The sequence below is a fragment of the Pseudomonas sp. MH9.3 genome (genome assembly GCF_034354675.1).
Lineage (GTDB): Bacteria > Pseudomonadota > Gammaproteobacteria > Pseudomonadales > Pseudomonadaceae > Aquipseudomonas.
Genome location: NZ_CP133785.1, coordinates 2431642 through 2455271, shown reverse-complemented (window position 1 = coordinate 2455271; position 23630 = coordinate 2431642). Strand labels below are relative to the sequence as shown.

20 protein-coding genes are annotated in these 23630 nt (G+C 60.3%); 9 read left to right on the top strand and 11 right to left on the bottom strand.

The window, feature by feature from the left end:
- Nucleotide 1: 1 nt before the first annotated feature.
- The 5 genes from RHM60_RS10710 to RHM60_RS10690 are packed head-to-tail and all read right to left on the bottom strand — an operon-like array spanning nt 2 to nt 5336.
- Nucleotides 2–997 (bottom strand): AAA family ATPase, encoded by a 996-nt coding sequence (locus tag RHM60_RS10710; RefSeq protein ID WP_209984308.1) that lies wholly within the window; start codon nt 995–997, stop codon nt 2–4.
- On the bottom strand, nt 994–2151 hold the full coding sequence (locus RHM60_RS10705) for a DUF4350 domain-containing protein (RefSeq protein ID WP_322214406.1): 1158 nt from the start codon (nt 2149–2151) through the stop codon (nt 994–996). The genes RHM60_RS10710 and RHM60_RS10705 overlap by 4 nt, the downstream gene beginning before the upstream one ends.
- Nucleotides 2148–3680 (bottom strand): DUF4129 domain-containing protein, encoded by a 1533-nt coding sequence (locus RHM60_RS10700; protein ID WP_322214404.1) that lies wholly within the window; start codon nt 3678–3680, stop codon nt 2148–2150. The genes RHM60_RS10705 and RHM60_RS10700 overlap by 4 nt, the downstream gene beginning before the upstream one ends.
- Nucleotides 3667–4647 carry a stage II sporulation protein M gene (locus RHM60_RS10695; protein ID WP_209984300.1) on the bottom strand — a complete coding sequence of 327 codons (981 nt, stop codon included), beginning with the start codon at nt 4645–4647 and terminating at the stop codon, nt 3667–3669. Before RHM60_RS10695 ends, RHM60_RS10700 begins: the two co-directional genes overlap by 14 nt.
- Complete coding sequence (locus RHM60_RS10690) at nt 4644–5336, bottom strand: RDD family protein (RefSeq protein WP_231423788.1); 693 nt, start codon at nt 5334–5336, stop codon at nt 4644–4646. Before RHM60_RS10690 ends, RHM60_RS10695 begins: the two co-directional genes overlap by 4 nt.
- A gap of 167 nt (nt 5337–5503) precedes the next feature.
- Here RHM60_RS10690 and sbcB point away from each other — a divergent pair, with 167 nt between their 5' ends.
- Nucleotides 5504–6931 carry an exodeoxyribonuclease I gene (gene sbcB, locus RHM60_RS10685; protein ID WP_322214403.1) on the top strand — a complete coding sequence of 476 codons (1428 nt, stop codon included), beginning with the start codon at nt 5504–5506 and terminating at the stop codon, nt 6929–6931.
- 89 nt (nt 6932–7020) lie between these two features.
- On the opposite strand, the gene mvaT is transcribed toward sbcB, so the two are convergent.
- Nucleotides 7021–7395, bottom strand: a complete 375-nt coding sequence (mvaT, locus tag RHM60_RS10680; RefSeq protein WP_003175830.1) for a histone-like nucleoid-structuring protein MvaT — start codon at nt 7393–7395, stop codon at nt 7021–7023.
- Nucleotides 7396–7744: 349 nt separating this feature from the next.
- On the opposite strand from mvaT, the gene purU reads away from it, so the two are divergent.
- The 3 genes from purU (at nt 7745) to RHM60_RS10665 (ending at nt 10447) form a co-directional block, all read left to right on the top strand.
- Nucleotides 7745–8593, top strand: a complete 849-nt coding sequence (gene purU, locus RHM60_RS10675; RefSeq protein ID WP_003237644.1) for a formyltetrahydrofolate deformylase — start codon at nt 7745–7747, stop codon at nt 8591–8593.
- Nucleotides 8594–8675: 82 nt separating this feature from the next.
- Entirely contained in the window at nt 8676–8846 is a 171-nt protein-coding gene (locus RHM60_RS10670) for a hypothetical protein (RefSeq protein ID WP_209984293.1), read from the top strand.
- A 122-nt stretch (nt 8847–8968) separates the two neighbouring features.
- Complete coding sequence (locus RHM60_RS10665) at nt 8969–10447, top strand: helicase HerA-like domain-containing protein (protein WP_322214401.1); 1479 nt, start codon at nt 8969–8971, stop codon at nt 10445–10447.
- A 4-nt stretch (nt 10448–10451) separates the two neighbouring features.
- On the opposite strand, the gene RHM60_RS10660 is transcribed toward RHM60_RS10665, so the two are convergent.
- Nucleotides 10452–10907, bottom strand: coding sequence for a DUF721 domain-containing protein (locus RHM60_RS10660; protein ID WP_322214399.1), 456 nt, complete (start codon nt 10905–10907; stop codon nt 10452–10454).
- Nucleotides 10908–11212: 305 nt separating this feature from the next.
- Here RHM60_RS10660 and secA point away from each other — a divergent pair, with 305 nt between their 5' ends.
- The 3 genes from secA (at nt 11213) to RHM60_RS10645 (ending at nt 16296) form a co-directional block, all read left to right on the top strand.
- Nucleotides 11213–13948 (top strand): preprotein translocase subunit SecA, encoded by a 2736-nt coding sequence (gene secA, locus RHM60_RS10655; protein WP_322214397.1) that lies wholly within the window; start codon nt 11213–11215, stop codon nt 13946–13948.
- Between the two features lie 123 nt (nt 13949–14071).
- A complete protein-coding gene (argJ, locus tag RHM60_RS10650) occupies nt 14072–15289 on the top strand; it encodes a bifunctional glutamate N-acetyltransferase/amino-acid acetyltransferase ArgJ (RefSeq protein ID WP_057007180.1) in 1218 nt (405 codons plus the stop codon).
- 62 nt (nt 15290–15351) lie between these two features.
- Nucleotides 15352–16296: a Nudix family hydrolase gene (locus tag RHM60_RS10645; RefSeq protein WP_322214395.1), complete on the top strand. Its 945-nt coding sequence runs from the start codon at nt 15352–15354 to the stop codon at nt 16294–16296.
- A gap of 126 nt (nt 16297–16422) precedes the next feature.
- Here RHM60_RS10645 and RHM60_RS10640 read toward each other — a convergent pair whose 3' ends face one another.
- Genes RHM60_RS10640 through RHM60_RS10630 form a run of 3 tightly spaced genes read right to left on the bottom strand, consistent with a single transcriptional unit; the run spans nt 16423 to nt 20004 of the window.
- Complete coding sequence (locus RHM60_RS10640) at nt 16423–17001, bottom strand: cob(I)yrinic acid a,c-diamide adenosyltransferase (RefSeq protein WP_209984269.1); 579 nt, start codon at nt 16999–17001, stop codon at nt 16423–16425.
- Between the two features lie 2 nt (nt 17002–17003).
- Entirely contained in the window at nt 17004–19040 is a 2037-nt protein-coding gene (locus RHM60_RS10635) for a sensor histidine kinase (protein ID WP_209984266.1), read from the bottom strand.
- A 46-nt stretch (nt 19041–19086) separates the two neighbouring features.
- Nucleotides 19087–20004, bottom strand: coding sequence for a putative 2-dehydropantoate 2-reductase (locus tag RHM60_RS10630; protein ID WP_322214394.1), 918 nt, complete (start codon nt 20002–20004; stop codon nt 19087–19089).
- A gap of 123 nt (nt 20005–20127) precedes the next feature.
- Here RHM60_RS10630 and RHM60_RS10625 point away from each other — a divergent pair, with 123 nt between their 5' ends.
- Both RHM60_RS10625 and RHM60_RS10620 read left to right on the top strand, forming a co-directional pair.
- On the top strand, nt 20128–20613 hold the full coding sequence (locus tag RHM60_RS10625; protein ID WP_076949757.1) for a YajQ family cyclic di-GMP-binding protein: 486 nt from the start codon (nt 20128–20130) through the stop codon (nt 20611–20613).
- Between the two features lie 19 nt (nt 20614–20632).
- Nucleotides 20633–21475 carry a mechanosensitive ion channel family protein gene (locus RHM60_RS10620; RefSeq protein ID WP_322214391.1) on the top strand — a complete coding sequence of 281 codons (843 nt, stop codon included), beginning with the start codon at nt 20633–20635 and terminating at the stop codon, nt 21473–21475.
- A gap of 202 nt (nt 21476–21677) precedes the next feature.
- On the opposite strand, the gene RHM60_RS10615 is transcribed toward RHM60_RS10620, so the two are convergent.
- Nucleotides 21678–22958: an OprD family porin gene (locus RHM60_RS10615; RefSeq protein WP_322214390.1), complete on the bottom strand. Its 1281-nt coding sequence runs from the start codon at nt 22956–22958 to the stop codon at nt 21678–21680.
- Between the last annotated feature and the right edge of the window lie 672 nt (nt 22959–23630).

Genomic DNA, 23630 nt, shown 5'->3' with positions numbered 1-23630 from the left:
CTCATTGCCTCGGCGCCGGAATCTGATCCAGCAGTTGTTTGAGCACCTGATCCACGTCCAGGCCATCGATGTCCAGTTCGGGGGCAATTCGTACCCGGTGGCGCAGCACTGCCATGGCGCAGCTCTTGATGTCGTCCGGGGTGACAAACTCGCCGCCGCGCAACAGGGCGCGGGCACGAGCGCCGCTGACCAGGGCAATTGAGGCGCGCGGACCGGCACCGATGGTCAGTCCTGGCCAACTGCGGGTGGCCCGGGCCAGGCGTACGGCATAGTCGAGCACTTGCTCATCCAGCGGCAGCTCAGTGGCGACCCGCTGCAGGTGCAGCACATCCGCAGCGAGCAGCACGGTACGCAGCGGTTGTACATCCAGCATGTCGGCACGCGAAGAACGCGTGACTTCGCGCACCATGTCCAGTTCCTGCCGAGCATCCGGGTAGTCCATGCGAATTTTGAGCATGAAGCGGTCCAGTTCAGCCTCCGGCAGTGGGTAAGTGCCTTCCTGCTCAATGGGGTTCTGAGTGGCCAGCACCATGAACGGCTGCCCGATGGGCAGCGCCTCGCCCTCCAGGGTCACCTGGCGTTCCTGCATGGCCTCGAGCAGCGCCGCCTGGGTTTTGGCGGGTGCGCGGTTGATTTCGTCGGCCAGCAGCAGGTGGGTGAACAACGGACCCTTGCGCAACTTGAACTGTTCGGTGTGCAGGTCATAGACAGCGTGGCCGGTGACATCGCTGGGCATCAGGTCGGGAGTGAACTGGATACGCGCGAAATCACCGCCGAAGCAGCGCGCCAATGCGCGTACCAGCAACGTCTTGCCCAGCCCAGGCACGCCCTCAAGCAATACGTGGCCGCCTGCAATCAATGCCGTCAGTACGTCATCAATCACGTCGTCCTGGCCAATCACCGCCTTGCGCAGTTCAACGCGCAAAGCGCTGGCCAGTTCGCTGGCCTGTAGCAAGGTGGCGCTGGTCAGGGGCGTGGCGCTGGGAAATTCACTCATAGGGCATTCCTGAGGGTTTGCAGGCAAGCCACCTGATGGCTGAAATCGGCGCTGGAGAGCCGTTTTGCCGCAAGTGGCCCGAGGGCCTGGCTGATGACGTGAGAAGGTTGGCGGGTAAGGTGTTCAAGGACCTGGCACTGTGCCGCGTTATCGAGGTGTTCAAAGCCTGGGTGGCGGCGCCGCGCGGTGCGCAGGATATCGCGCTGCAAGGCCTGCAGCAGCGTGCCCTGGCCGCTGCGGCGCAGCAGGAAGTCAGCGCTGGCCTTCAAGTGTTCCTGCAATTGCCGACGCGCTTTGGGGGCCGGAGTCTGCACCGGGCCCTGGCGCATGCCGGCCTGCCAGAGTGCCAGGACAATCAGCGCGGCAAGCGTTACCAGAGCCTGGGGGAAATAGTGCATCAGCAGGCTGAGCAGGTTGTCGACGTCACTGTTGAACAGCAATGTGACGGCTGTGTCCCGGTTCAGGTACCACAGCAGCCAGGCGTTATCGTGCTGGCCGATGATGGGGGCTTTCCACAGGTCGCTGTCGGTGACCACTGTCACACGGCCTTGCCCGAGGTTGAGCTGCATCAGGTGGCTGGCCCTGGCGCTGTTGGCGGAAAACTGGGCCAGATGCGTGGGGTCGGTGAGGTTGAAGTCGGTGTTGAAACTGAAATAGGCCGGGGCGGTTTCATTGTCGACGTAAAGTTTGGTCAGGTCCGGCTTGCTCCCTTTGCGCGCGGGAGCCGGTTCCTCGGGATCGTCACTCAACCACTGATGAATGTGCAGGCGATCGAGCAGCAAGTCGCCGCTTTTATCGGTCTCTTCATCCCAGAGTGCTTCAGCGACCAGCAACAGATGTCCGCCTGACCTTGCCCAGTCCAATAGTTGCTCTGCCTGGCGTGGGGTCATGTTGCCGCGCTCGCCCAGCAGCAACAGGCTATTGCCTTTGGCGGGAAGGTCGGCGAGCCGATCCAGGCCATGGGCATGCTCAACCACAAGGCCTTGCCCGCGCAGGAACTGCTCTGCCGCAAGGTAGGGATTGGCCAGCGCCTCCGGCGATGGGCCTCGATCCACTACTTCGTCATAGGGAATGGCCTTGCTCCACAGAAACAACCCGCCTGCCCCCAGCAGGCCTGCCAGCAGCAATCCTACACACAGCAATGTCCGGTTCATTGGGCAGTACCTGCGTTGAACAGGCTGCGCCAATCGCTGCACAGTTGTTGTTGCGCCAACGGGGGAGGTGGCCGGTGACCGTAGGCGAGGTTTTGCCAATGGCGAGTCAGGTCTTTGCTGAAGGCCAGCAGGTGTGGTTGTTGCAATTGTTGAATGCGCTCCAGCACCTGGCCCTCGGTATCGGCGCTTTTCAGTGGCAGGTTGAAGTCGTGCAGCAACCGGCTAAGCAGGCCACGGTAGAGCAGTCCAAGGGCTTCGCGTGGCTGACTGGGCCACAGTTGTTCGGCCGCACCGGCAACATCGTTGGGCAGGGTCTCGATGCCCACCGCCAGCCCGAATAACTGGGTGGGCACAGGCAAGGCTGTGTCGGACTTGCGTGGCCTTCGTCGGCTGACAAAGGTGCGCAGCCAGTCGCGATAACGCCAGACCAGCAACGCCACGCCGCTCGCCAGCAAACCCCACAACAGGACTTCGACGACCTGGGCCAGATGTTTGAAGCTGGCGCTGTTGAAGTTGTCCAGCAGTGCCTGCAGCCATGCGGGAAGTTTGCCATCACCTCGCGGCTGGTTTTTTACGGCGGGTTTTTCGTCGCCGAAGCGATAGCGCGTGACGGTCTCGGGGTTCTTGAAGGGTGGCTTGTCCAGCAGGGTCTTGATCGATTGGCTGGCGGCCTGGGTGCTGACCGGTTTGGGCGGGCTGGCGTCATCCGCCATGGACGGCTGGCTGAAGAAGGGCATCAGCATCAGGCCTGCTACCAACAGCAACAGCGGCGCGACGCTGCCCAGGCGCTCTCGAAGGCGGCGAAATACCAGTTCCAGGTCCCAGGCCTCGAGTACGGTGCGGCGGTTGAGGTACAGGCTGAAGCCGCAGGCGACGTAGATCGGTTCCCAGAACACCAGAATCAATGCGTAGAACGCATTGCTCATGTGTTCCAGCCACAGCGCTTGCGAACCGGTGGCCTGTGCCAGGCGTTGCCAGTCCCAGTCCAGCTCGATCTGCTGGGGGATGAACAGGTAAAACAATGCCATGGCGCCGAACCACAACGTTATTTCAAGGCACATCCCAAGTAGGGTGAGCCAGCGCGAAGCTCCACCGTTACGTTGGAGCAGCACGCCCAGGCGTTTCTGACGCGCGTCACCGTCCAGTCCTTCGAGCTGGCTGACGGGCATCACAAAGCTGCGACTCAGGCTGAGCCGTCTCCAGATCAAGCTGCTCAACAACTGGCCTTTAAGCAGACGCGGCCACTGGCGCACAGCCTGCCTGAGGCTGGGAGTCTCGCCGAACAAGGCCCTGGACAGGATGTACAGCGGCAAGCGGTCGAACGCCGGTTTCAGCCACCAGAACAGAAGCATGGCGGTGGACGGATACTTCCAAAACGCAGCGCTGAGCAAAATAAATACTGGCAAGCTCACAATCGCCCAACTGGCTATCAGCAGCCAACGGTGTTTACGGGCCATCAGTACGCCAAGGTCCATGGCTTCCCAAGGCGTGCGCGGCCGAATGACTACGCTTGAATCACTCAGGCGCATGGCGGGTGCGTCCGGTCAATGTCAGATAAGCGATCACCAGCAGCCATAGCACGGCGCCCACCAGGTATTTGATCCAGAGTGCAGTGGTGGTGGAGGACGACCAGTAGGCTTCGATAAAGGCTGCGATGAGCAGCAATATCATGACGCCGCAGAGCATTTGTATGCTTTTGCGCGCTGCCAGCCGCAGTGACTCGGCGCGTGTGAGGCGACCGGGCGCGATCAATGCCCAGCCCAACTGCAAGCCTGCCGCGCCGGCGAGGGCGATGGCAGTGAGTTCGAAAGCGCCATGGCCGATAACGAACGACCAGAAGGTCTGGCCGTAGCCGATTTCAGTGAGGTGCCCGGAGATGGCGCCGATGATCAAGCCGTTGTAAATCAGGAAAAACACACTGCCCAGCCCGAACAGCAAGCCTGCGGCGAATGTCTGGAAGGCAATCCCGATGTTGTGCATCACGTAGTAGCCGAACATCATCCAGTCCTCACTGGATGCTCGCTCGGCGACGCGGCCCAGGCGACTGGAATCGGGGTCATACATGCCTTGCATCTCGGCGACCTGCTGCGGGCTGACAATGCTGTAGATCAATTCGGGAAACAGGTATACCAGCAGCGCAACCACCATCAGGCTGCCGAAGAACAGCAGCCCGGCGATCAACACGAAGCGCCACTGCTCGCGCACCAGTCGTGGAAAATCGGCCAGCACGAAGCTCAATACGTTCGCGGTCAATTGGCTGCGGTGCCGGTACAGCTGCTGATGACCGCGCAATGCCAGTTGTTGCAGCGGGTCGACCAGATAACTGCTGTAGCCGCGCTCCTGGGCCAGGGCGAGGTGCTGGCACAGACGCCGATACTGATGGGGAAAGTCGGCCATATCGCCGGTCTTGAGCTTGCCTTGCTCCAACTGTTTCAGTTGTGCGGCAAAGGCTTGCCACTGCGGTTGGTGACGGCTTTCGAACAGGCTCTGTTTCATGTAGGCCCCAGCAAACCACGCGCGACGCCATTGAGTTGCTCTGCGGCATGAGCCGCCGGCACCTGCAGGGGCGTTGCGAGGATGGAAGCCAGTTCGTGCACCCGCTCTGCGGACAATTCGCTCTGGCGCTCGGCAAATCCGAGGATGGCGCGTTGTTCGCTGAGGTGCAGGGCGAACGGCAGGCGCAGAGGTGCGGCCTGCGGCACTTTGGGGCGGGCCAGTGGCTGTTCGCGATAAATCACCAGCGTGCCGGCGGCGAGATCGCCGAGTCGTTTGAAATGGGGATGTTGCAGGCAACTGACGGCGCCGAAAAAGTAGCCGAAGGGCAGCATGTCGACAAAGCGCAGCAGATTGCGGATAAGCGAAGCGGACCAGCCGACGGGTGTGCCGTCATCCTGTACCACGCGCAGGCCCATGACCTGCTTGCCGGGTGAGCAGCCCTGGTTGAGCACTTCGAACAGCACCATGTACCACCAACTGACCAGAAACAGCAGCAGCGAACCCAGGCCGATGCCGATATTGCCCAGTAGCGCCAGTGGCACCAGCAGGATGCCCATGACCAGCGCGCGTACGCCGAGGTCGAAGGCAAAGGCCAGCGCCCGTGGCAGCAGGCCGGCGGGACGCAGGGGCAGGTCGATGCCCTCCGGGGTCTCGATCTGGTAGCGGGTGTCCAATGGGGCTGATTGCATCGCGGTCCCTGGCAGTGCGGAGCGGCTGGAAGACACGGATGCTAGCAGTGTCGACGGCGGAAGCAACCATCCAAGATTTTACTGGATGTTTGTACAGCTGATTTGGCGCTGGCCCTGGACGCCTTGCAGCGCCTAGACTTTATCAATCTTCAGCTCAGGAATGGCCCGTGACCTCGATTTTCTGGTACGACTATGAAACCACCGGCATCAATCCACGCAGCGATCGTCCTCTTCAGGTCGCCGGTATTCGCACCGATCACGACCTCAACGAGATAGACGCGCCGGTCAATCTGTATTGCCTGCCCAGTGACGATATCCTGCCGCACCCGGCAGCTTGCGCAATTACCGGCATCACGCCTGCAATACTGGCGCAACAGGGCCTGGCCGAGGCGGACTTCATGACCCGTGTGCATGCGCAACTGGCAGCCCCCGGCACCTGTGGCGCCGGTTACAACACCTTGCGGTTTGACGATGAAATGACGCGGTACAGCCTGTACCGCAATTTCTTCGACCCTTATGCGCGGGAGTGGCAGGGCGGCAACAGTCGCTGGGACTTGATCAATGTGGTGCGCACGGCCTACGCATTGCGTCCCGAAGGGATCACCTGGCCCGAACAGGACGGGCGCGTCACCCTCAAGCTTGAACGCCTGACCCAGGCCAACGGGATTGATCACGGCCAGGCGCACGATGCGTTGTCCGACGTACGCGCCACGATTGCGCTGGCCCGCCTGGTCCGCGAGAAACAGCCCAAGCTGTACGACTGGCTGTTTCAACTGCGCAGCAAACAGCGCGTCATGGATCAGATCCGCCTGTTGCAGCCGATGGTGCATATATCCGGGCGCTTTTCCGCCGAGCGTCACTATTTGGGCGTGGTGCTCCCCCTGGCCTGGCACCCGCGCAACCGCAATGCCTTGATTGTGTGCGACCTGGGGCTTGATCCGCAGGGGCTGATCGAGCTGGACGCTGAAACTTTACGTCAGCATCTCTATAAGCGCCGCGATGAACTGGCCGAGGGCGAGATGCCTGTGCCGCTCAAGTTGGTGCATATCAACCGTTGCCCGGTGGTTGCTCCCTTGAGTGTGCTGCGGGCGCAGGACCGTGAACGGCTGCAATTGGACATGGACAGTTATCAGGCACGTGCGCTGCGGCTAACTGACGCACAGGCTGTATGGCGTGACAAGTTGACGGCTATTTATGCCGAGGAAGATTTTGCCGCGAGTGAAGATCCCGAGCAGCAGCTGTACGCCGGTTTTATCGGTGACCGCGACCGCCGATTATGTGAACAAGTCCGAGCCGCAGAACCCGCACAACTCGCCCGTCAGCAGTGGCCATTTGATGATCACCGTTTACCGGAATTATTATTTCGCTACCGCGCCCGTAACTTTGCTGACACCTTGAGCAGTGAGGAGCAACAACGCTGGAAACTTTTCTGTCAGCAACGTTTGTCGGACGCACAATGGGGGGCTCCCAATACGCTGGAGGCATTTAATCTTGCACGACGGGAGTTGGCGGTTAGTGCTACATCGATTCAGTGTCAGGTACTGGATCAATGGCAGGATTATGTCGATGCTTTGGCGGCGCGGATGAATCTGTAGGAGGATAACTGCAGAAGTGTTCCGGCAATAAAAAACGCCAGCAAGCTGGCGTTTCAGGGGGGCGCAAATCAGGCGGGGCCTGGCAAGGCTTAGCCCAGCAGAGTGGCCCAACCTTCGACCACGTCACCGCCCCACTTGGCTTTCCACTCTTTCAGCGTCTTGTGGTTGCCACCTTTGGTTTCAATCACTTCGCCGTTGTGCGGGTTTTTGTATTGCTTGACCTTGCGAGCACGTTTGGTGCCGGTAGTTTTCACAGCGCCACGCGGTGCTTTAACTTTCGACTCTGGATCCAGCAGCGCGATGATGTCACGCAGGGACTTGGAGTATTCACCCATCAGGGTGCGCAGCTTGCCTTCGAATTCCAGCTCGGTTTTCAGTTTGTCGTCTTGGGACAGATTCTTCAAACGGGCTTGCAGCTCTTTGATAGCTTCTTCGGTGGCGCGGTATTCGTTGATCAGGGACATGTGGACTACCTTATGTAGAACGCGGATGACAGGGACAGTGGGCCAATAATAGTCAGGCAATTTGCTCAAGTAAACATTTAAGCGTGTATTCAGGTGAATTACGTTGAATGTAAGCGGCACCGCGATGCAATCGACTTAATAAGTAGCGGTATGTGCAACGACATTCTGATTAATTTCTCGCTTACTGCTCACGCATACAGGTTGTACATTTATCTAAGGGCGGTAAAACCTTACACAATTAAGGGGCACCGGCAGAGCGGGAGGGCAGAATAAGCGCGAAGGAATACTGCAGTTTTTCTGCGCAATCGCTAGAATGGCGGCCTTTGCGAAGTTCTGGAGTTTCCCCCTAATGCGCACTTTTCGGCTGGTGATTGCTTGCCCGGACCGGGTTGGCATCGTTGCCAAAGTCAGTAACTTTCTGGCCTCCCACAACGGTTGGATCACCGAGGCGAGCCATCACTCGGACGATCTCAGCGGTTGGTTTTTCATGCGTCACGAAATACGTGCCGACACGCTTCCCTTTGGTCTGCAGGCCTTCCGCGAGGCGTTTGCGCCGATTGCCGAAGAGTTTTCGATGACCTGGCACATCACTGACACCGAGCAGAAAAAACGAGTGGTGCTGATGGCCAGCCGTGAGTCCCACTGTTTGGCCGACCTGCTGCACCGTTGGCACAGCGATGAGCTGGACTGCGAGATTGCCTGCGTGATCTCCAACCATGACGACCTGCGCAGCATGGTCGAATGGCATGGCATCCCGTACTACCACGTGCCGGTCAACCCGCAGGACAAGGAGCCTGCGTTTGCCGAGGTTTCCCGTCTGGTCGGGCAGCATGAAGCCGACGTGGTAGTGCTGGCGCGCTACATGCAGATCCTGCCGCCGGAACTGTGCCGCGAATACGCTGGCAGGGTGATCAACATTCACCACAGCTTCCTGCCCTCGTTTGTCGGCGCCAAGCCTTACCATCAGGCGTCCCTGCGCGGTGTGAAGTTGATTGGTGCAACCTGCCACTACGTCACTGAAGAGCTGGATGCCGGCCCGATCATTGAGCAGGACGTGGTGCGTGTCAGCCACAGCGACAGCATCGAAGACATGGTGCGTTTCGGCCGTGACGTCGAGAAGATGGTGCTGGCCCGTGGCCTGCGTTATCACCTGGAAGATCGCGTGCTGGTGCATGGCAACAAGACAGTTGTGTTCTGATCTCAGCGATTGAAGAATCAAGGGCCTGGGCGTTAAATCGTCCCAGGCCCTTTTTCTTTGCCTGTATGTCGAGGATTGAGTCATGAATGACCCTTTGGACAAAGCGACCGCAAAGGCGCCGGCGACCCTGGGTGAGGGCTGTTTGAGCCGCTATGACCCGGATGACCTGAACAGTGAAGACGGCACGGACTTTCCCGGTGCCGCCCAGTTATGGGAACGCGAGCGCAGCAAGTCCGAGCCTGACAAGGACTGATCAAGTTCGAACGTTACCCATCTTTCAAGCGCAGATTTTATTCATCGCGTGATAGAGGCGGCTAATGTCTTAATATTCCAGGCGCCTACCTGCGGCACTGGACATCAACCATGGGTGACGAAATGCCTGATTCCACACAACTCCTGATCGGTGCCGACTCAGACGGCCAGCCCATCGCCCAGCCCATGCGCCTGGCCAATCGTCATGGATTGATCGCCGGGGCAACGGGCACGGGCAAGACCGTGACCTTGCAGCGCCTGGCGGAAGCCTTCAGCGATGCGGGGGTGGCGGTATTTGCCGCCGATATCAAAGGAGACCTCTGTGGCCTCGGCGCCGCCGCCAACCCCCAGGGCAAGGTGGCCGAGCGTATCGCCGGCATGCCTTTCATTAATTACACCGCCAGGGCGTATCCCGTCACGCTGTGGGACATTCACGGCCAGTCCGGTCATCCATTGCGCACCACCATCAGCGAAATGGGGCCGCTGTTGCTCGGCAGCCTGCTGGAGCTCACCGACAGCCAACAGTCGGCACTGTACGCGGCCTTCAAGGTGGCCGACCGCGAAGGCCTGTTGCTGTTGGACCTCAAGGACCTCAAGGCGCTGCTCAATCACCTGCACTATCACCCAGAACTGCTGGGCGATGACGCGGCATTGATGAACACGGGCTCCAGCCAGGCGCTGCTGCGACGTCTGGCAGTGCTGGAGCAGCAGGGCGCCGACGCTTTGTTTGGCGAGCCCGCGTTGCAACTTGAAGATATTTTGCAGCCCGCCGCAGAGGGCCGCGGCCGTATTCATCTACTGGACGCCAGCCGCCTCGTGCATGAAGCGCCGAAGGTGTACGCCACGTTCCTGTTGTGGCTCCTGGCGGAGCTGTTCGAGCAATTGCCGGAGCGCGGCGATGCCGAAAAGCCGCTGCTGGCGCTGTTCTTCGATGAGGCCCATTTGTTATTCGCCGATACCCCCAAGGCGTTGCAGGATCGCCTGGAGCAAGTGGTGAGGTTGATTCGCTCCAAAGGCGTTGGCGTGTATTTCGTCACGCAGTCCCCGGGGGATCTGCCTGACACCGTACTGGCGCAACTTGGCCTGCGTATCCAGCACGGCTTGCGCGCGTTCACCACTAAAGAACAGAAATCCCTGCGCGCCGTGGCCGAGGGTTTCCGAGCGAATCCGGCGTTCGATGCATTAACGGTGCTGACGGAGCTGGGCACGGGTGAGGCGTTGGTCGGCACGTTGCAGGAAAAGGGCACGCCGGAGGTCGTCCAGCGGGTGCTGGTGGCACCGCCACAATCGCGGATCGGCCCGCTCAGTGAGGTCGAACGTGCGGCGCTGATCGCCAGCTCGCCCCTGCAAGGCCGTTATGACAAACCGATCGATCGCGAATCCGCCTATGAAGTGCTGATGGCGCGCAAGGAATTGGGGCCTGGCGCAGACTCTACGCCTGCCGCCCAGGAGCCGAGCTTCACCGACAGGGCCGGCGCGTTTCTGGGGACGGCGGCAGGCAAGGCGCTCAAGTCCGCGATGCAGCAGGCAGCCAATCAAATGGGGCGGCAGTTGGTGCGCGGTTTGCTGGGCTCGTTGCTCGGCGGCAGCAAGCGCAAGTAGCGGCTCAGGCCTTGGGCCTGGCGTGGGCGGCCAGGCGTTCCAGTGCCGCGCGCAAACCTGGATCGCTGATCCCGTCGGCCGTGGCCTGGATGGTTTCGGCGGCGTTTTCCGACAGGTCCATGGTATGGCCCACTGCACCTTGCTGCACGGTGGGCGGCTGTACCTTGAACTGGATGCGCGTCAGGCTGACGAACTCATCAAATGCCATCAATTGTCGCTGCAGGCGTTTTTGCTGGTAGCGCAGGCGCGTCGCCCAATGGCCGTCAGTGACGATCAGCAGCAAATTGCCTTCACGCCAGGACGCCACGTGACAATGTTCGCGTGCGGCGGGTTGCAGCTGGCTTTCGAGTAGGCGTTGCAGTTGTCCCAGGCGTTGGGCGTGGCCGAAGATGGCTTTCAACGGCTTGGCTTCGCGAAGCAACACGCTGGGCGCGCGGGCTGTAAGAGGGCGAAATGCCATAAGCGGACACCTTAAGTAACAGAGCGGCCATCTTAACAGAAAGCGCGCAGGCGGCCCTGGGCAATGCCGATGCCCGGCTTTTCCCGCGAAATCAATAGGTAACTTCTGCATTCGATGGGTTGAAGTTCGCGCAAAAGCCCTTATTTTAAACAGGCCCTCTCACAGCCCCATGCCAGCATCTGGGAATAACGCCACTTTCCTCACCCACGTTTCCGGGTAGAATGCGCGTTCGCATGCGGCCGTGAGGGCTGCTCGGGCCACTGACGGTGCGCCCTCCATCCCTATGTGTGGAAGAACCTGCCGATATGTTTGCGCCTTTGTTAAAGAAACTTTTTGGAAGCAAGAATGAGCGCGAAGTCAAACGCATGCTCAAGACGGTGCAGCTGGTCAATGCTTTCGAAGAGCAGATGGTTGCCCTTTCCGACGAGCAATTGCGCGCCAAGACCCAAGAGTTCAAGGCCCGCATAGCCAAAGGTGAAACCCTCGACAAACTGCTGCCCGAAGCCTTCGCGGTTGCCCGTGAAGCCGGCAAGCGCGTAATGGGTATGCGCCACTTCGACGTCCAGTTGATCGGCGGCATGACCCTGCATGAAGGCATGATTGCCGAAATGCGTACCGGTGAAGGCAAGACCCTGGTGGCGACACTGGGCGTTTACCTCAACGCACTGTCCGGCAAGGGTGTGCACGTTGTCACCGTGAACGACTACCTGGCCCGCCGGGACGCCAATTGGATGCGCCCGCTGTATGAATTCCTCGGCCTCACCGTCGGCGTGGTCACGCCGTTCCAGCCGCCGGAAGAGAAGCGCGCGGCCTACGCCGCCGACATCACCTACGGCACCAACAACGAATTCGGTTTCGACTACCTGCGCGACAACATGGCGTTCAGCATGGAAGAAAAATTCCAGCGCGAACTCAATTTTGCCGTGATCGACGAAGTCGACTCCATCCTGATCGACGAAGCCCGTACCCCGCTGATCATCTCCGGCCAGGCCGAAGACAGTTCGCGCCTGTACACCGAGATCAACAAGTTGATCCCGCGTCTGGAGCAGCACATCGAGGAAGTGGAAGGCGTAGTGACCAAAGAAGGTCACTTCACCATCGATGAGAAGACCCGCCAGGTCGAACTCAACGAAGCCGGTCACCAGTTCGTCGAAGACATGCTCACCCAGATCGGCCTGCTGGCCGAAGGCGAAAGCCTCTACTCGGCGCACAACCTGGGCCTGTTGACCCACGTGTATGCCGGTCTGCGCGCGCACAAACTGTTTCATCGCAACGTCGAATACATCGTGCAGGACGGCCAGGTCGTGCTGGTTGACGAACACACCGGCCGTACCATGCCGGGGCGTCGTCTGTCCGAAGGCCTGCACCAGGCCATCGAGGCCAAGGAAGTGCTCAACATCCAGGCCGAAAGCCAGACGTTGGCGTCCACCACCTTCCAGAACTACTTCCGTCTGTACAACAAGCTGTCCGGCATGACCGGTACGGCCGACACCGAAGCATTCGAATTTCACCAGATCTACGGTCTGTCGGTCGTGGTTATCCCGCCGAACAAGCCGCTGGCGCGCAAGGACTTCAACGACCTGGTGTTCCTGACCGCCGAAGAGAAGTATGCGGCGATCATCAACGACATCAAGGACGGCATGGCCCAGGGCCGCCCGATCCTGGTGGGCACCGCGACCATCGAGACGTCCGAGCACGTGTCCAACCTGCTCAATAAGGAAGGCATCGAGCACAAGGTGCTCAACGCCAAATTCCACGAAAAGGAAGCCGAAATCATTGCCCAGGCCGGTCGCCCAGGCGCGCTGACCATCGCCACCAACATGGCCGGTCGTGGTACCGACATTCTGTTGGGCGGCAACTGGGAAGTGGAAGTGGCCTCGCTGGATAACCCAACGCCCGAGCAGGTCGCCCAGATCAAGGCCGACTGGCAGAAGCGTCATCAGGCCGTGCTGGAATCCGGTGGCCTGCAGGTGATCGCTTCCGAACGTCACGAATCACGTCGTATCGACAACCAGCTGCGTGGCCGTGCCGGTCGCCAGGGTGACGCCGGTTCCAGCCGTTTCTACCTGTCCCTGGAAGACAGCCTGATGCGTATCTTCGCCTCGGACCGCGTGAAGAACTTCATGAAGGCCCTGGGCATGCAGTCCGGTGAAGCGATCGAGCACCGCATGGTGACCAACGCCATCGAAAAGGCCCAGCGCAAGGTTGAAGGGCGCAATTTCGACATTCGCAAGCAACTGCTCGAGTTCGATGACGTCAACAACGAACAGCGTAAAGTGATCTATCACATGCGCAACACGTTGCTGGCTGCCGACAACATCGGCGAGACCATTGCCGATTTCCGTCAGGACGTACTCAACGCCACCGTCACCGCACACATTCCGCCACAGTCCCTGCCTGAACAGTGGGATGTTGCCGGTCTGGAAGCGGCGCTCAAGAGCGACTTTGGTGTCGACCTGCCGGTCCAGCAATGGCTGGACGAAGACGACCACCTCTACGAAGAGACGCTGCGCGAGAAGCTGATGGCCGAGCTGCTGGCCGCGTACAACGAGAAAGAAGAGCAGGCGAGCGCCGAAGCCCTGCGCACGTTCGAGAAGCAGATCGTACTGCGCGTGCTGGACGACCTGTGGAAAGACCACCTGTCGACCATGGACCACCTGCGTCACGGCATCCACCTGCGTGGCTATGCCCAGAAGAACCCGAAGCAGGAGTACAAGCGCGAGTCGTTCACGCTGTTCTCCGAATTGCTCGATTCGATCAAGCGCGATTCGATTCGCGTGCTCTCCCACGTTCAGGTGCGTCGCGAAGACCCGATCGAAGAAGAGGCGCGTCTGCGCCAGGAAGCCGAGGCACTGGCTGCGCGCATGCAGTTCCAGCATGACGAGGCACCGGGCCTGGACGCGCCGCAAGTGCTTGGCGAAGAGATCGATGTAGCCCTGGCGCAAACCCCGGTGCGCAACGATCAGAAGCTGGGTCGCAATGAACTGTGCTGGTGCGGTTCGGGCAAGAAGTACAAACACTGCCACGGCGAAATCAACTAGTATTTTCGCCTGACGCTGCAACACCCCGCGCCGCGACCGGCCTCTGCCGTCGCGGCGTTTTGCAATTAATCTCACCGTCAATCAAGACGGCACAGACATCATCTATTGTTGAGGAGCGCATTCATGGCTGTTGGTCTTGGTCCTTTGCCCACATTGCACCCGGTTGCCGGCTTTGAGCTCGGTATCGCTTCGGCCGGCATCAAGCGGCCGGGTCGCAAGGATGTGGTAGTGATGCGCTGTGCCGAGGGTTCGACCGTCGCTGGCGTGTTTACCCTCAATGCGTTTTGTGCCGCGCCGGTGATTTTGGCCAAGCAACGCGTGGCCGGCCCGATTCGTTACCTGCTGACCAACACCGGCAATGCCAACGCCGGTACTGGCGAGCCTGGCCTTGTCGCTGCTGCGCGCACCTGTGCAAAGCTTGCGCAATTGACCGGCGTGGATGCCAGCCAGGTGCTGCCGTACTCCACCGGTGTGATCGGCGAGCCGCTGCCGGTCGAGAAAATCGAAGGGGCTCTTCAAGCCGCGCTGGATGATTTGTCTGTGGACAACTGGGCGGCAGCGGCCACTGGCATCATGACCACCGATACCCTGCCCAAGGGCGCGAGCCGTCAGTTCGTGCATGACGGCGTGACGGTGACCGTCACCGGCATCAGCAAGGGCGCGGGGATGATCCGCCCGAACATGGCCACCATGCTCGGCTACATTGCCACCGACGCCAAGGTGTCGCGCAACGTTCTGCACAGCCTGATCCTGGATGGCGCCAACAAGTCGTTCAACCGCATCACCATCGATGGCGATACCTCGACCAACGACTGCTGCATGCTGATTGCCACCGGCCAGGCCAACCTGCCGGAAATCACCGACGCCAGCGGCCCGCTGTTCGCGGCGTTGAAGCAGGCGGTGTTTGAAGTGTGCATGGACGTGGCCCAGGCCATCGTGCGTGACGGCGAAGGCGCAACCAAGTTCGTCACCGTTGAAGTCAATGGCGGCGGCAACCATCAGGAATGCCTGGACGTGGGCTACACCGTGGCCCACTCGCCGTTGATCAAGACCGCACTGTTTGCCTCCGACCCGAACTGGGGACGCATCCTCGCTGCCGTCGGCCGCGCCGGCGTGCCGGAGCTGGACGTGAGCAAGATCGACGTATTCCTCGGTGACGTGTGCATCGCCAGCCGTGGCGCACGGGCCGAAACCTACACTGAAGCCCAAGGTTCGGCAGTGATGCAGCAGGAAGAAATCACCATCCGCATCGAGCTGGGCCGCGGCGATTGCAGCGAAACCATCTGGACCACTGATCTGTCCCACGAGTACGTGAAGATCAACGCGGAATATCGCACCTGACAATGACCCTCCCCCTGTAGGCGTTCGCGCCTGCAGGGGTTACCACACGAGGAAGCAGTGGCGTGAAACGAGTACATGTAGCAGCGGCGGTGATCCGCGGCCTCGACGGCAGGATTCTGCTGGCGCGCCGTGCCGACACCCAGCATCAGGGCGGTTTGTGGGAGTTTCCCGGCGGCAAGGTGGAGGCTGACGAGTCGGTTTCCACTGCGCTGTCCCGCGAACTGCAGGAAGAGTTGGGCATTCAGGTCACGACGGCGCGTCCGTTGATCAAGGTGCAGCACGACTACCCGGACAAGCAGGTGTTGCTGGATGTCTGGGAAGTCTCGTCGTTTACCGGCCAGCCTCACGGCGTCGAAGGGCAGCCCCTGGCGTGGGTGGCCCCTCGGGATCTGCTTAACTATGCGTTTCCCGCAGCCAACACACCGATTGTCGCGGCCGCGCGCCTGCCTGCCGACTACCTGATCACCCCCGGTGAGCTGGAAACCCCGACGCTGTTGCGTGGCATCCAACAGGCTGTCGCCGCCGGCATCAAGCTGATTCAACTGCGTGCGCCCAATGGTTACGACCCGAAATACCGCGACCTGGCGGTGGATGCGGTGGGATTGTGTGCCGGCAAAGCGCAATTGATGCTCAAGGGACCGTTCGAATGGCTGGGGGATTTTCCTGCGGCGGGTTGGCACGTGACCTCGGCGCAACTGCGCAAATACGCGAGCAAGGGCCGGCCGTTGCCGAAGGACCGCTGGTTGGCTGCGTCCTGCCATAACGCCGAGGAACTGGCGCTGGCCGAATTGATGGACGTGGACTTTGTCACGTTGTCGCCTGTGCAACCGACCCAGACCCATCCGGATGCGCAGCCGTTGGGCTGGGAACCGGCGTCGCAGTTGATTTCCGGTTTCAGCAAACCGGTGTTTCTGCTGGGCGGGGTAGGACCTGCCGAGCGGGAGCGGGCCTGGGAGGCAGGGGCTCAGGGTGTGGCGGGTATCAGGGCGTTCTGGCCGCAGGGTTGAGGGGGGCTCTGAAGGGCCTCATCGGGAGCAAGCCCCCTCCCACAGTTGACCCGGTTCCAACGCTGGAATGCGGTCACCTGTGGGAGGGGGCTTGTCCCCGATGAGGCCAGACAAGGCACTGCATAATCAGTGCGGCTTGGCCGCCGCCTGCCACAGCACCTCCGCCACTGCCTGGCGCCTGGCAATGACCCGCGCCGCCACAAACAGCAGATCCGACAACCGATTGATATACGCAAGCCCGACCCCCTCCAGCGGTTCCACCGCGTTCAGGTGCTGACACCGACGCTCCGCGCTGCGTGCCAGGCTGCGGCATACGTGTGCCTGGGCAATCAAGGCTGAGCCTCCGGGCAGGATGAAGTTTTCCAGCGGCCCGACTTCTTCGTTCCAGCGATCAATCGCCGCTTCCAGCCGGTCCACCTCGGCCGCATTCAACGCTTTGTACACCGGCATGGCCAGCTCACCGCCGAGGTCGAACAAGCGATGCTGGCAAGGCGTCAGCACTTCAATCACGTCCCTGAGTTCAGGGTGCTTGCCGCTCTGCTCTTCAAGATTGGCCAGCAGCAGGCCCAACTGGCTATTGAGTGTATCGACTTCACCAATGGCCTCCACGCGCGGATGGTCCTTGGGCACACGGCGGCCGTCGCCGAGGCCGGTTTCGCCCTGATCGCCAGTACGGGTGTAGATCTTCGACAAGCGAAAGCCCATGGTCATTGCTCCAGTTGGGTAAGTGCAGTGGGGGACAATTGGCTGCCGGCCAAAGGCAGGCGCAAGGTAAAGCAGGTGCCCTGGCCCAGGGTGGAATGCACTTCCATCTGGCCCTTGTGGTTGTTGGTGATGATGAAATACGACACCGACAGCCCAAGCCCGGTGCCCTGGCCGATTTCCTTGGTGGTGAAGAACGGCTCGAAGGTGCGCTTGCGCACGCTTTCGCTCATGCCAATGCCGTTATCTTCCACCTGGATTTCGGCCCATGGCGGATTGAGTCGGGTGCGCAGGATGATCCGTCCGGGCTCGCTGTCGTCCTCGCGCAGGTGGATGGCCTGGGCGGCATTTTTCAACAGGTTGAGCAGCACTTGTTCCAGTTCGTTGGCGGTGCCGGGCACCGGGCCCAACTGCGGGTCGAATTGGCGAATGATCGCCTGCCCCTTGAAGTCGAAGCCGATGGTCAGGTCAAAATCATTGCCGGCGATTTCCACGGCTTGATCGATCAGCGCGGGCAAGTCGCAGGGGGCCATTTGCCGGTTGCTGCGGCGGCTGAAGCTGAGCATATGGGTAACGATCTTCGCCGCCCGCGCCCCGGCTTGCTGGATGCCGTCAAGCAGTTGCGGCACTTCGCGGCCTTCGAGGTAGCGGTTGACCGTTGCCAGCTCGATGCCGGCCTGTTCGGCGTATTCCAGGTTTTTCGGCAAATCGGCCGACAGCCGACGGCGGATGTTCTGCACGTTGTGCAGGATCGCGCCCAGCGGGTTGTTGATCTCGTGGGCCATGCCGGCCGCGAGCCCCCCGACGGACAGCATTTTTTCCGACTGCACCATCATTTCTTCCAGAGACAGGCGCTGGGTGATGTCGTCGATGCGGATCACCACGCCGCGCCCCGCGCCGCCCGTCAGCGGGTAGAAGGTCAGGGCGTAATGCCTGGGCTCGTCATCCTTGATCCAGGTGACGCGTTCGATGCGTTCCACCACATGCTGCTCGATCGTGGCCTTGATCTGCGGCAGAAACGGCTTGAGCGGCTGGAACGCGAGGAAGATCGGCTGGTTCAGCGCTTCATCCAGGCGTGTACCGGAAAGCGCGCTTGCCTCCTGGTTCCACTGGGTGACATACAGCTGCTCATCCAGCGCAATCAGCGCCGAGGGCATCGAGTCGATAATGCTGTTGAGATAGTTCTGGAAACCGGTGAGTTTTTTCTCGATCTTGCTGCGAACCTGCACTTCCAGTTCGAGTTTGCGGTTGGTGTGGCGCGTTTCTTCGGCCAGGCCTTGAGCCTGGTCATAGGCCGCCTGGGAGTCGTCCCGGGCGCGCTTGAGCTGCTGCTCGCGCGCTTCAATGCGCGACAGCATGGTGTTGAAGGCTTCCGCCAGGCTGCCAATTTCGTCGTGGTTGCCGCGCCCGGCGCGCAGGGCGTAGTTCTCTTCGCGTGTCACCTGGCGCGAAAGCTCTTCCAATTCGTAGATGGGCCGGGTGATCAGCCGCTTGATCTGGCGGGCAATCACCAACCACAACAGCACGCTGAAAATCAGGATGCCAAGGCTGGCGGTGAGCGTGCCGGTGTAAAACGCCACAGGCAGCTCGCTGCTGGCCACCAGCAGCAAATGCCCGGATGCCTGGCCGGGACGGGGCAGGGTGATGACCTGGTTGCTGCGAAACTCGGTGACGCGCCACGCCTCGATATGCCGATAGGTGTCCGGCAGGTGCAGGCGGTCGCCGTGCTGCATCTGCGCCAGGCGATTACCTTCGCCGTCGTACAGCGCAGCGGCGCGCAGTGGCGAATAACTGGTCAATTCGTTGAGCAGGGCATCGGCCTTGGCCGGCGATTCGAGGGCTTCGGCGGCAAGGGCCGGGTTTGACACCAGCCGGCCAATGGCCTGTAACGCCTGCGGTGCCATGCTTTCCTGGGAAATCCAGTAGGCGGCGCTGATAAAGGTGAGGTTGGCCACCAGCAGTACGGTGGTCAGCAGCACCAGCAGCGCGGCCAGCAGTTTCTGGCCGACCGGAAGGTTTTCAAGACGCTGGCGCAGGGGCATCAGGGTGTTCGCTGTTTAGAGACAGGCAGGCAGGGTAGCGCGTGCCTCAGTCGCTGGGCAATCCGTGTGCAACCAACTGCTCGACCAGACGTGCCTGCACGGCGTGCAGATGAGGCACGGGCAACTGGTGTCGGGCGGCTGCCCGGCAGGCGTACCCCAGCAGGTAGCTGATTTCCGTACGGCGCCGGTTGGCCACGTCCTGATACATGGAGGAAAAATTCGCGGCAGTGGCCTGGATCACCCGTTGCACTTCATCGTGAAGATTCTGCGCAGCCGCTGGCTGGCCACAGCATTGGAGCAGTTCGGTCAATTCGGCGCACAGCGTCGCGACTTCACACGGGTGCGCCTGCAGTCCGCCGTTGCGGCATTGATAAAGCACGGTCAGTGGGTTGATTGCGCAGTTGAGCGCCAGCTTTCGCCACAGGCGCGTGAGCATATCGATGCTCCATTCATGGGGGATTCCAGCGGCGTGCAGATCATCCAACCATGGCGGCGCCGTCGGGCGGGACGCGTCCCCCAGCCAGGTGTAGCCATGCCCGGCGAACACCACGCGCCACTCGCCGTCGCGAAACGCGCCCTCGGTGCTGGAAGCAAATACACAGTGCGCGTGGGGCTGCTCGGCGGCGACCGCGTCCTGACTGCCCAGACCGTTCTGCAGCAGGATCAGCTCGGCGTGCGGCGCAAGGCGGTGCTGCAATTGTGCGATAGCGCCTTGTGCATCGTAGGCTTTGCACGCCACCAGCAGGCGGTGAATCGGCTCTGGGCTGTCGGGCGTTTCGGCGCTCACCGGATAAGTCTGTGCAACACCGTGCTCGACCAGCGTCAACCCTGGTCCTGCCTGATAACTGGCCAGCCGCTCTGTATTGCGCAGAATCAACCGCACTGGTACGCCGGCACGCGCCAGGCGCGTGGCCCAGAGCGTGCCAAGGCTGCCGGCGCCGAGAATGTGCCAGGTGGTCGACATCGGTTTGTGCTCCGTTGGGTCGCCTGCGATGAACAGGACGAAAGAATCGCTATAATGCCCCGGCATTTTAGCTCGGGCGCGCTCCATCTTTACTGAGCCTGCCCCTTATATTGGAGAAATGACATGCCTTCGTTCGACGTGGTATCCGAACTGGACAAACACGAAGTCACCAACGCCGTCGAGAACGCCGTCAAGGAACTGGACCGCCGCTATGACCTGAAAGGCAAGGGCAGCTTCGAGTTCAAGGAAAAGGAATTGACCGTCAACCTGACCGCTGAAGCCGATTTCCAGCTGGAAGCGATGATCGAGATCCTCAAGCTGTCGCTGGTCAAACGCAAGATCGACGCACAGTGCCTTGAAATCAAGGACGCCTACGCCTCCGGCAAGCTGATGAAACAGGAAGCCGTACTCAAGGAAGGCATCGACAAGGAGCTGGCGAAGAAAATCGTCGCCCACATCAAGGATGCCAAGCTCAAGGTGCAGGCCGCCATTCAGGGTGAGCAGGTGCGGATCACCGGCAAGAAACGTGACGACCTGCAAGAGGCCATCGCGGCCCTGCGCGCCAAGACGTTCGACATGCCGCTGCAGTTCAATAACTTCCGCGACTGATTGCAAGAGGAGAAGATAGATGGATTTGAATGCTGAAATGGATCACTTGATCAAGACCTCGCAGTCCTGGATCCCGATGATCATGGAATACGGCAGCCGAGTGTTGCTGGCCGTGATTACGCTGGCCATCGGCTGGTGGCTGATCAATGTCTTTACCAATCGCGTCGGGCGTTTGCTGGCCCTGCGTAAAGCGGACCTGGCGCTGCAGCACTTCATCACCAGCCTTGCGAACATTGCATTGAAAGTGATGCTGGTGGTCAGCGTGGCTTCGATGATCGGCGTCGCGACCACCTCGTTCGTCGCTGCGATTGGTGCCGCAACCCTGGCCATTGGCCTGGCCTTGCAGGGCAGCCTGGCCAACTTTGCCGGTGGTGTGCTGATTCTCCTGTTCCGTCCGTTTCGCATCGGCGACTGGATCGAAGCTCAGGGCACCTCCGGCACGGTCGACAGCATCCAGATCTTCCACACCGTGCTGCGCACCGGCGACAACAAGACCGTGATCGTGCCCAATGGCATTCTGTCCAACGGCATCATTACCAACACCAACCGCCAGCCGACCCGCAAGGTGGTGTTTGACGTGGGTGTGGACTACGAGGCCGACCTGCAGAAAGCCCGTGAAGTGCTGTTGGAGCTGGCAAAGGATCCGCGTGTGTTGGCTGACCCTGCACCGGCGGCGGTGGTTTCGACGCTGGGTGACAGTTCCATCACGGTTTCACTGCGCTGCTGGACCAATACGCCGGATTATTGGGACGTGGTGTTCATGTTCAATGAGCTGGCGCGCGACCGTTTGAAAGGGGCGGGGATTGATATTCCGTTTCCACAGCGGGTTATTCGTGTCATGCAGGAAGCGCCGACGAAGTAACAGAGAAGTGTCGCGTTTAACTTGGCCGATAGGTCAGGTTAAATGTGAAGAATGAATATAGCCCGTGAACATAGTTACTTAGCTTGCTAGTTAGTTTTGCTGAAATAGTATTGCAATAAAAAAGCCGCTCCCTTCAATAAAAGGGAGCGGCTTTTTTGTTTAAGGCAGAAGCCTTACGTCATCGTTGTAATCAAGCGGCGAATTACAAGATGTTCAACGGGTAGTTTGCGATCAGGCGCAGTTCGTCGATCGAAGGTGAACCGTAGTAAACGCCATCACCCGAACGATACGTCGCTTGACGCAGGCGCAGGCTCAGGTTTTTGGCCGGACCGCTCTGCACCACATACTTGGCTTCGATATCGCGTTCCCACTCTTTACCGTTCGAGGTGGTGGCGGTGTTGGCGCCACTGCCGGTTACGTAACGGGTCATGAAGCTCAGACCAGGAACGCCGAAGGTTGCCATGTTGATATCGTAACGAGCCTGGTAGGACTTCTCGCCTTCGGCGTTGAAGTCGGAGCGCGCCACGGAGTTGGCCAGGAACACGGAGCCGCCACCGTCTACGCCGTAGCCGTAGTCGCCGTCGCCGGTGACCTTCTGGGCTGCCAGCGTAAAGGTGTGAGCGCCAATGGTGTAAGCACCCTGCAAGCTGAACGCGCGGTTGTCGAGCTTGGTGGTGCCATCTTTCTCGGCACGCTGCAGGCCGGCGCCTTCGCTCTTGGTATCGTAGAGGTTGAAGTCCAGGGCGAAGGACTGATTGTCACCCAGCGCGTGGGTCCAGTTCAGGTTGTTGTAGTACTTACGGAAGTAGTCTTCGGTCTTCGCGTAGTACAGGCTACCGGTGAACTCTGGCGTGAAGGAGTAGACGCCGCCCACGAAGTCTGTCTTGGTCAGGCCCAGGCTGTCATGGAAGGTCTGGTTCTGCGCCACGCTCGAGGTGAAGTGACCACCCTCGAGTTTCAGGCCCTTGATTTCGTTGCTGGTGATCGAGATACCTTGTGGCAGCTCTGGCAACAGGCGGCTGTCGTCGGAGGCGAACACAGGCGCTGTGGTGTACTGGTCACCCACCTTCAGCACAGTGTTGGAGATGCGGAACTTGACCGCGCCGCCGCCTTTGGAATACTCGTCCTGTGAGCGACCATCGGAGCCGGTCGGGAACAGGCCGGTGCCGGCGCGACCCTTGCCGCTGTCGAGTTTGAGGCCCATCAGACCGATCACATCAACACCGACGCCTATGGTGCCTTGGGTGAAGCCCGATTCGTACAGGGCGTTGAAGCCAAGGCCGGATTCTTCTGCACGGCTCTTGGAGCCCGGACCCGACGGGTTGTTACGGAAATCGCGGCTGAAGTACAGGGCGCGAGTATTGATGCTGAACGTGCTGTCTTCAACAAAGCCCTTGGAATCGTCCTGGGCGGACGCCATTGCGAACTGCGAGGTGCCTGCTGAAACAGCGAGGGCGATCATGCTCCACTTCATCACGCGCATCGTGATTTGCTCCTTTGGTTTTAGGAAGAGTACTGCCGTCCCACCTGTATTTTTATCTGGGCGGCTCTTTCTTTTTTGTGTCGGCGCAAAGTTATATCACGCAGACCCTATTGACGATACTTACCCAACTTTCCTTTCAGCTTCTTTACGAGGCGTCGTAAATCGCTAGCTCCCTGTCGCAAATTCACAGCCCAACTGTAACCGGGCTGACAACTTCAATACTGTCTTCCTTCAAACCGGTTTCAAAGTTTGAACGCTTCCCTGATGCGCATTGAATCGCTGCTGTTCTTATCGCGAAACACCTGCATCCACGGGTGCCGTTGCCGACGATAGGAGGAAGCTTGCAACAAGCGTGCACAAACCGGCAATCGAATGTCATTTTTTCGTGAAAAACGTGAAAAGCCTGTAAACGCTGCATAAAGACGGGCTTTCTGGGCGGTTTGGCCTGTGCTGAATGCACACCGCTTGCCCGTGCCTTGCGTTACACGAAACCCGCGCCGTGGCAAAACGTTACCGGTTCACCCCAACGAGTGGGTACTCGGCGAATCGCTTTGAAGCACGGGCGGATCATTTTGGTGCGTCCTGTCCAGGCCCGTTCCTGCGTAGCCCCCACAGGTGCTTGCCTCGAAAGGGTGCAGGTTTTTATCGTCCTGCGCCGCCGCCTTCCTGCAT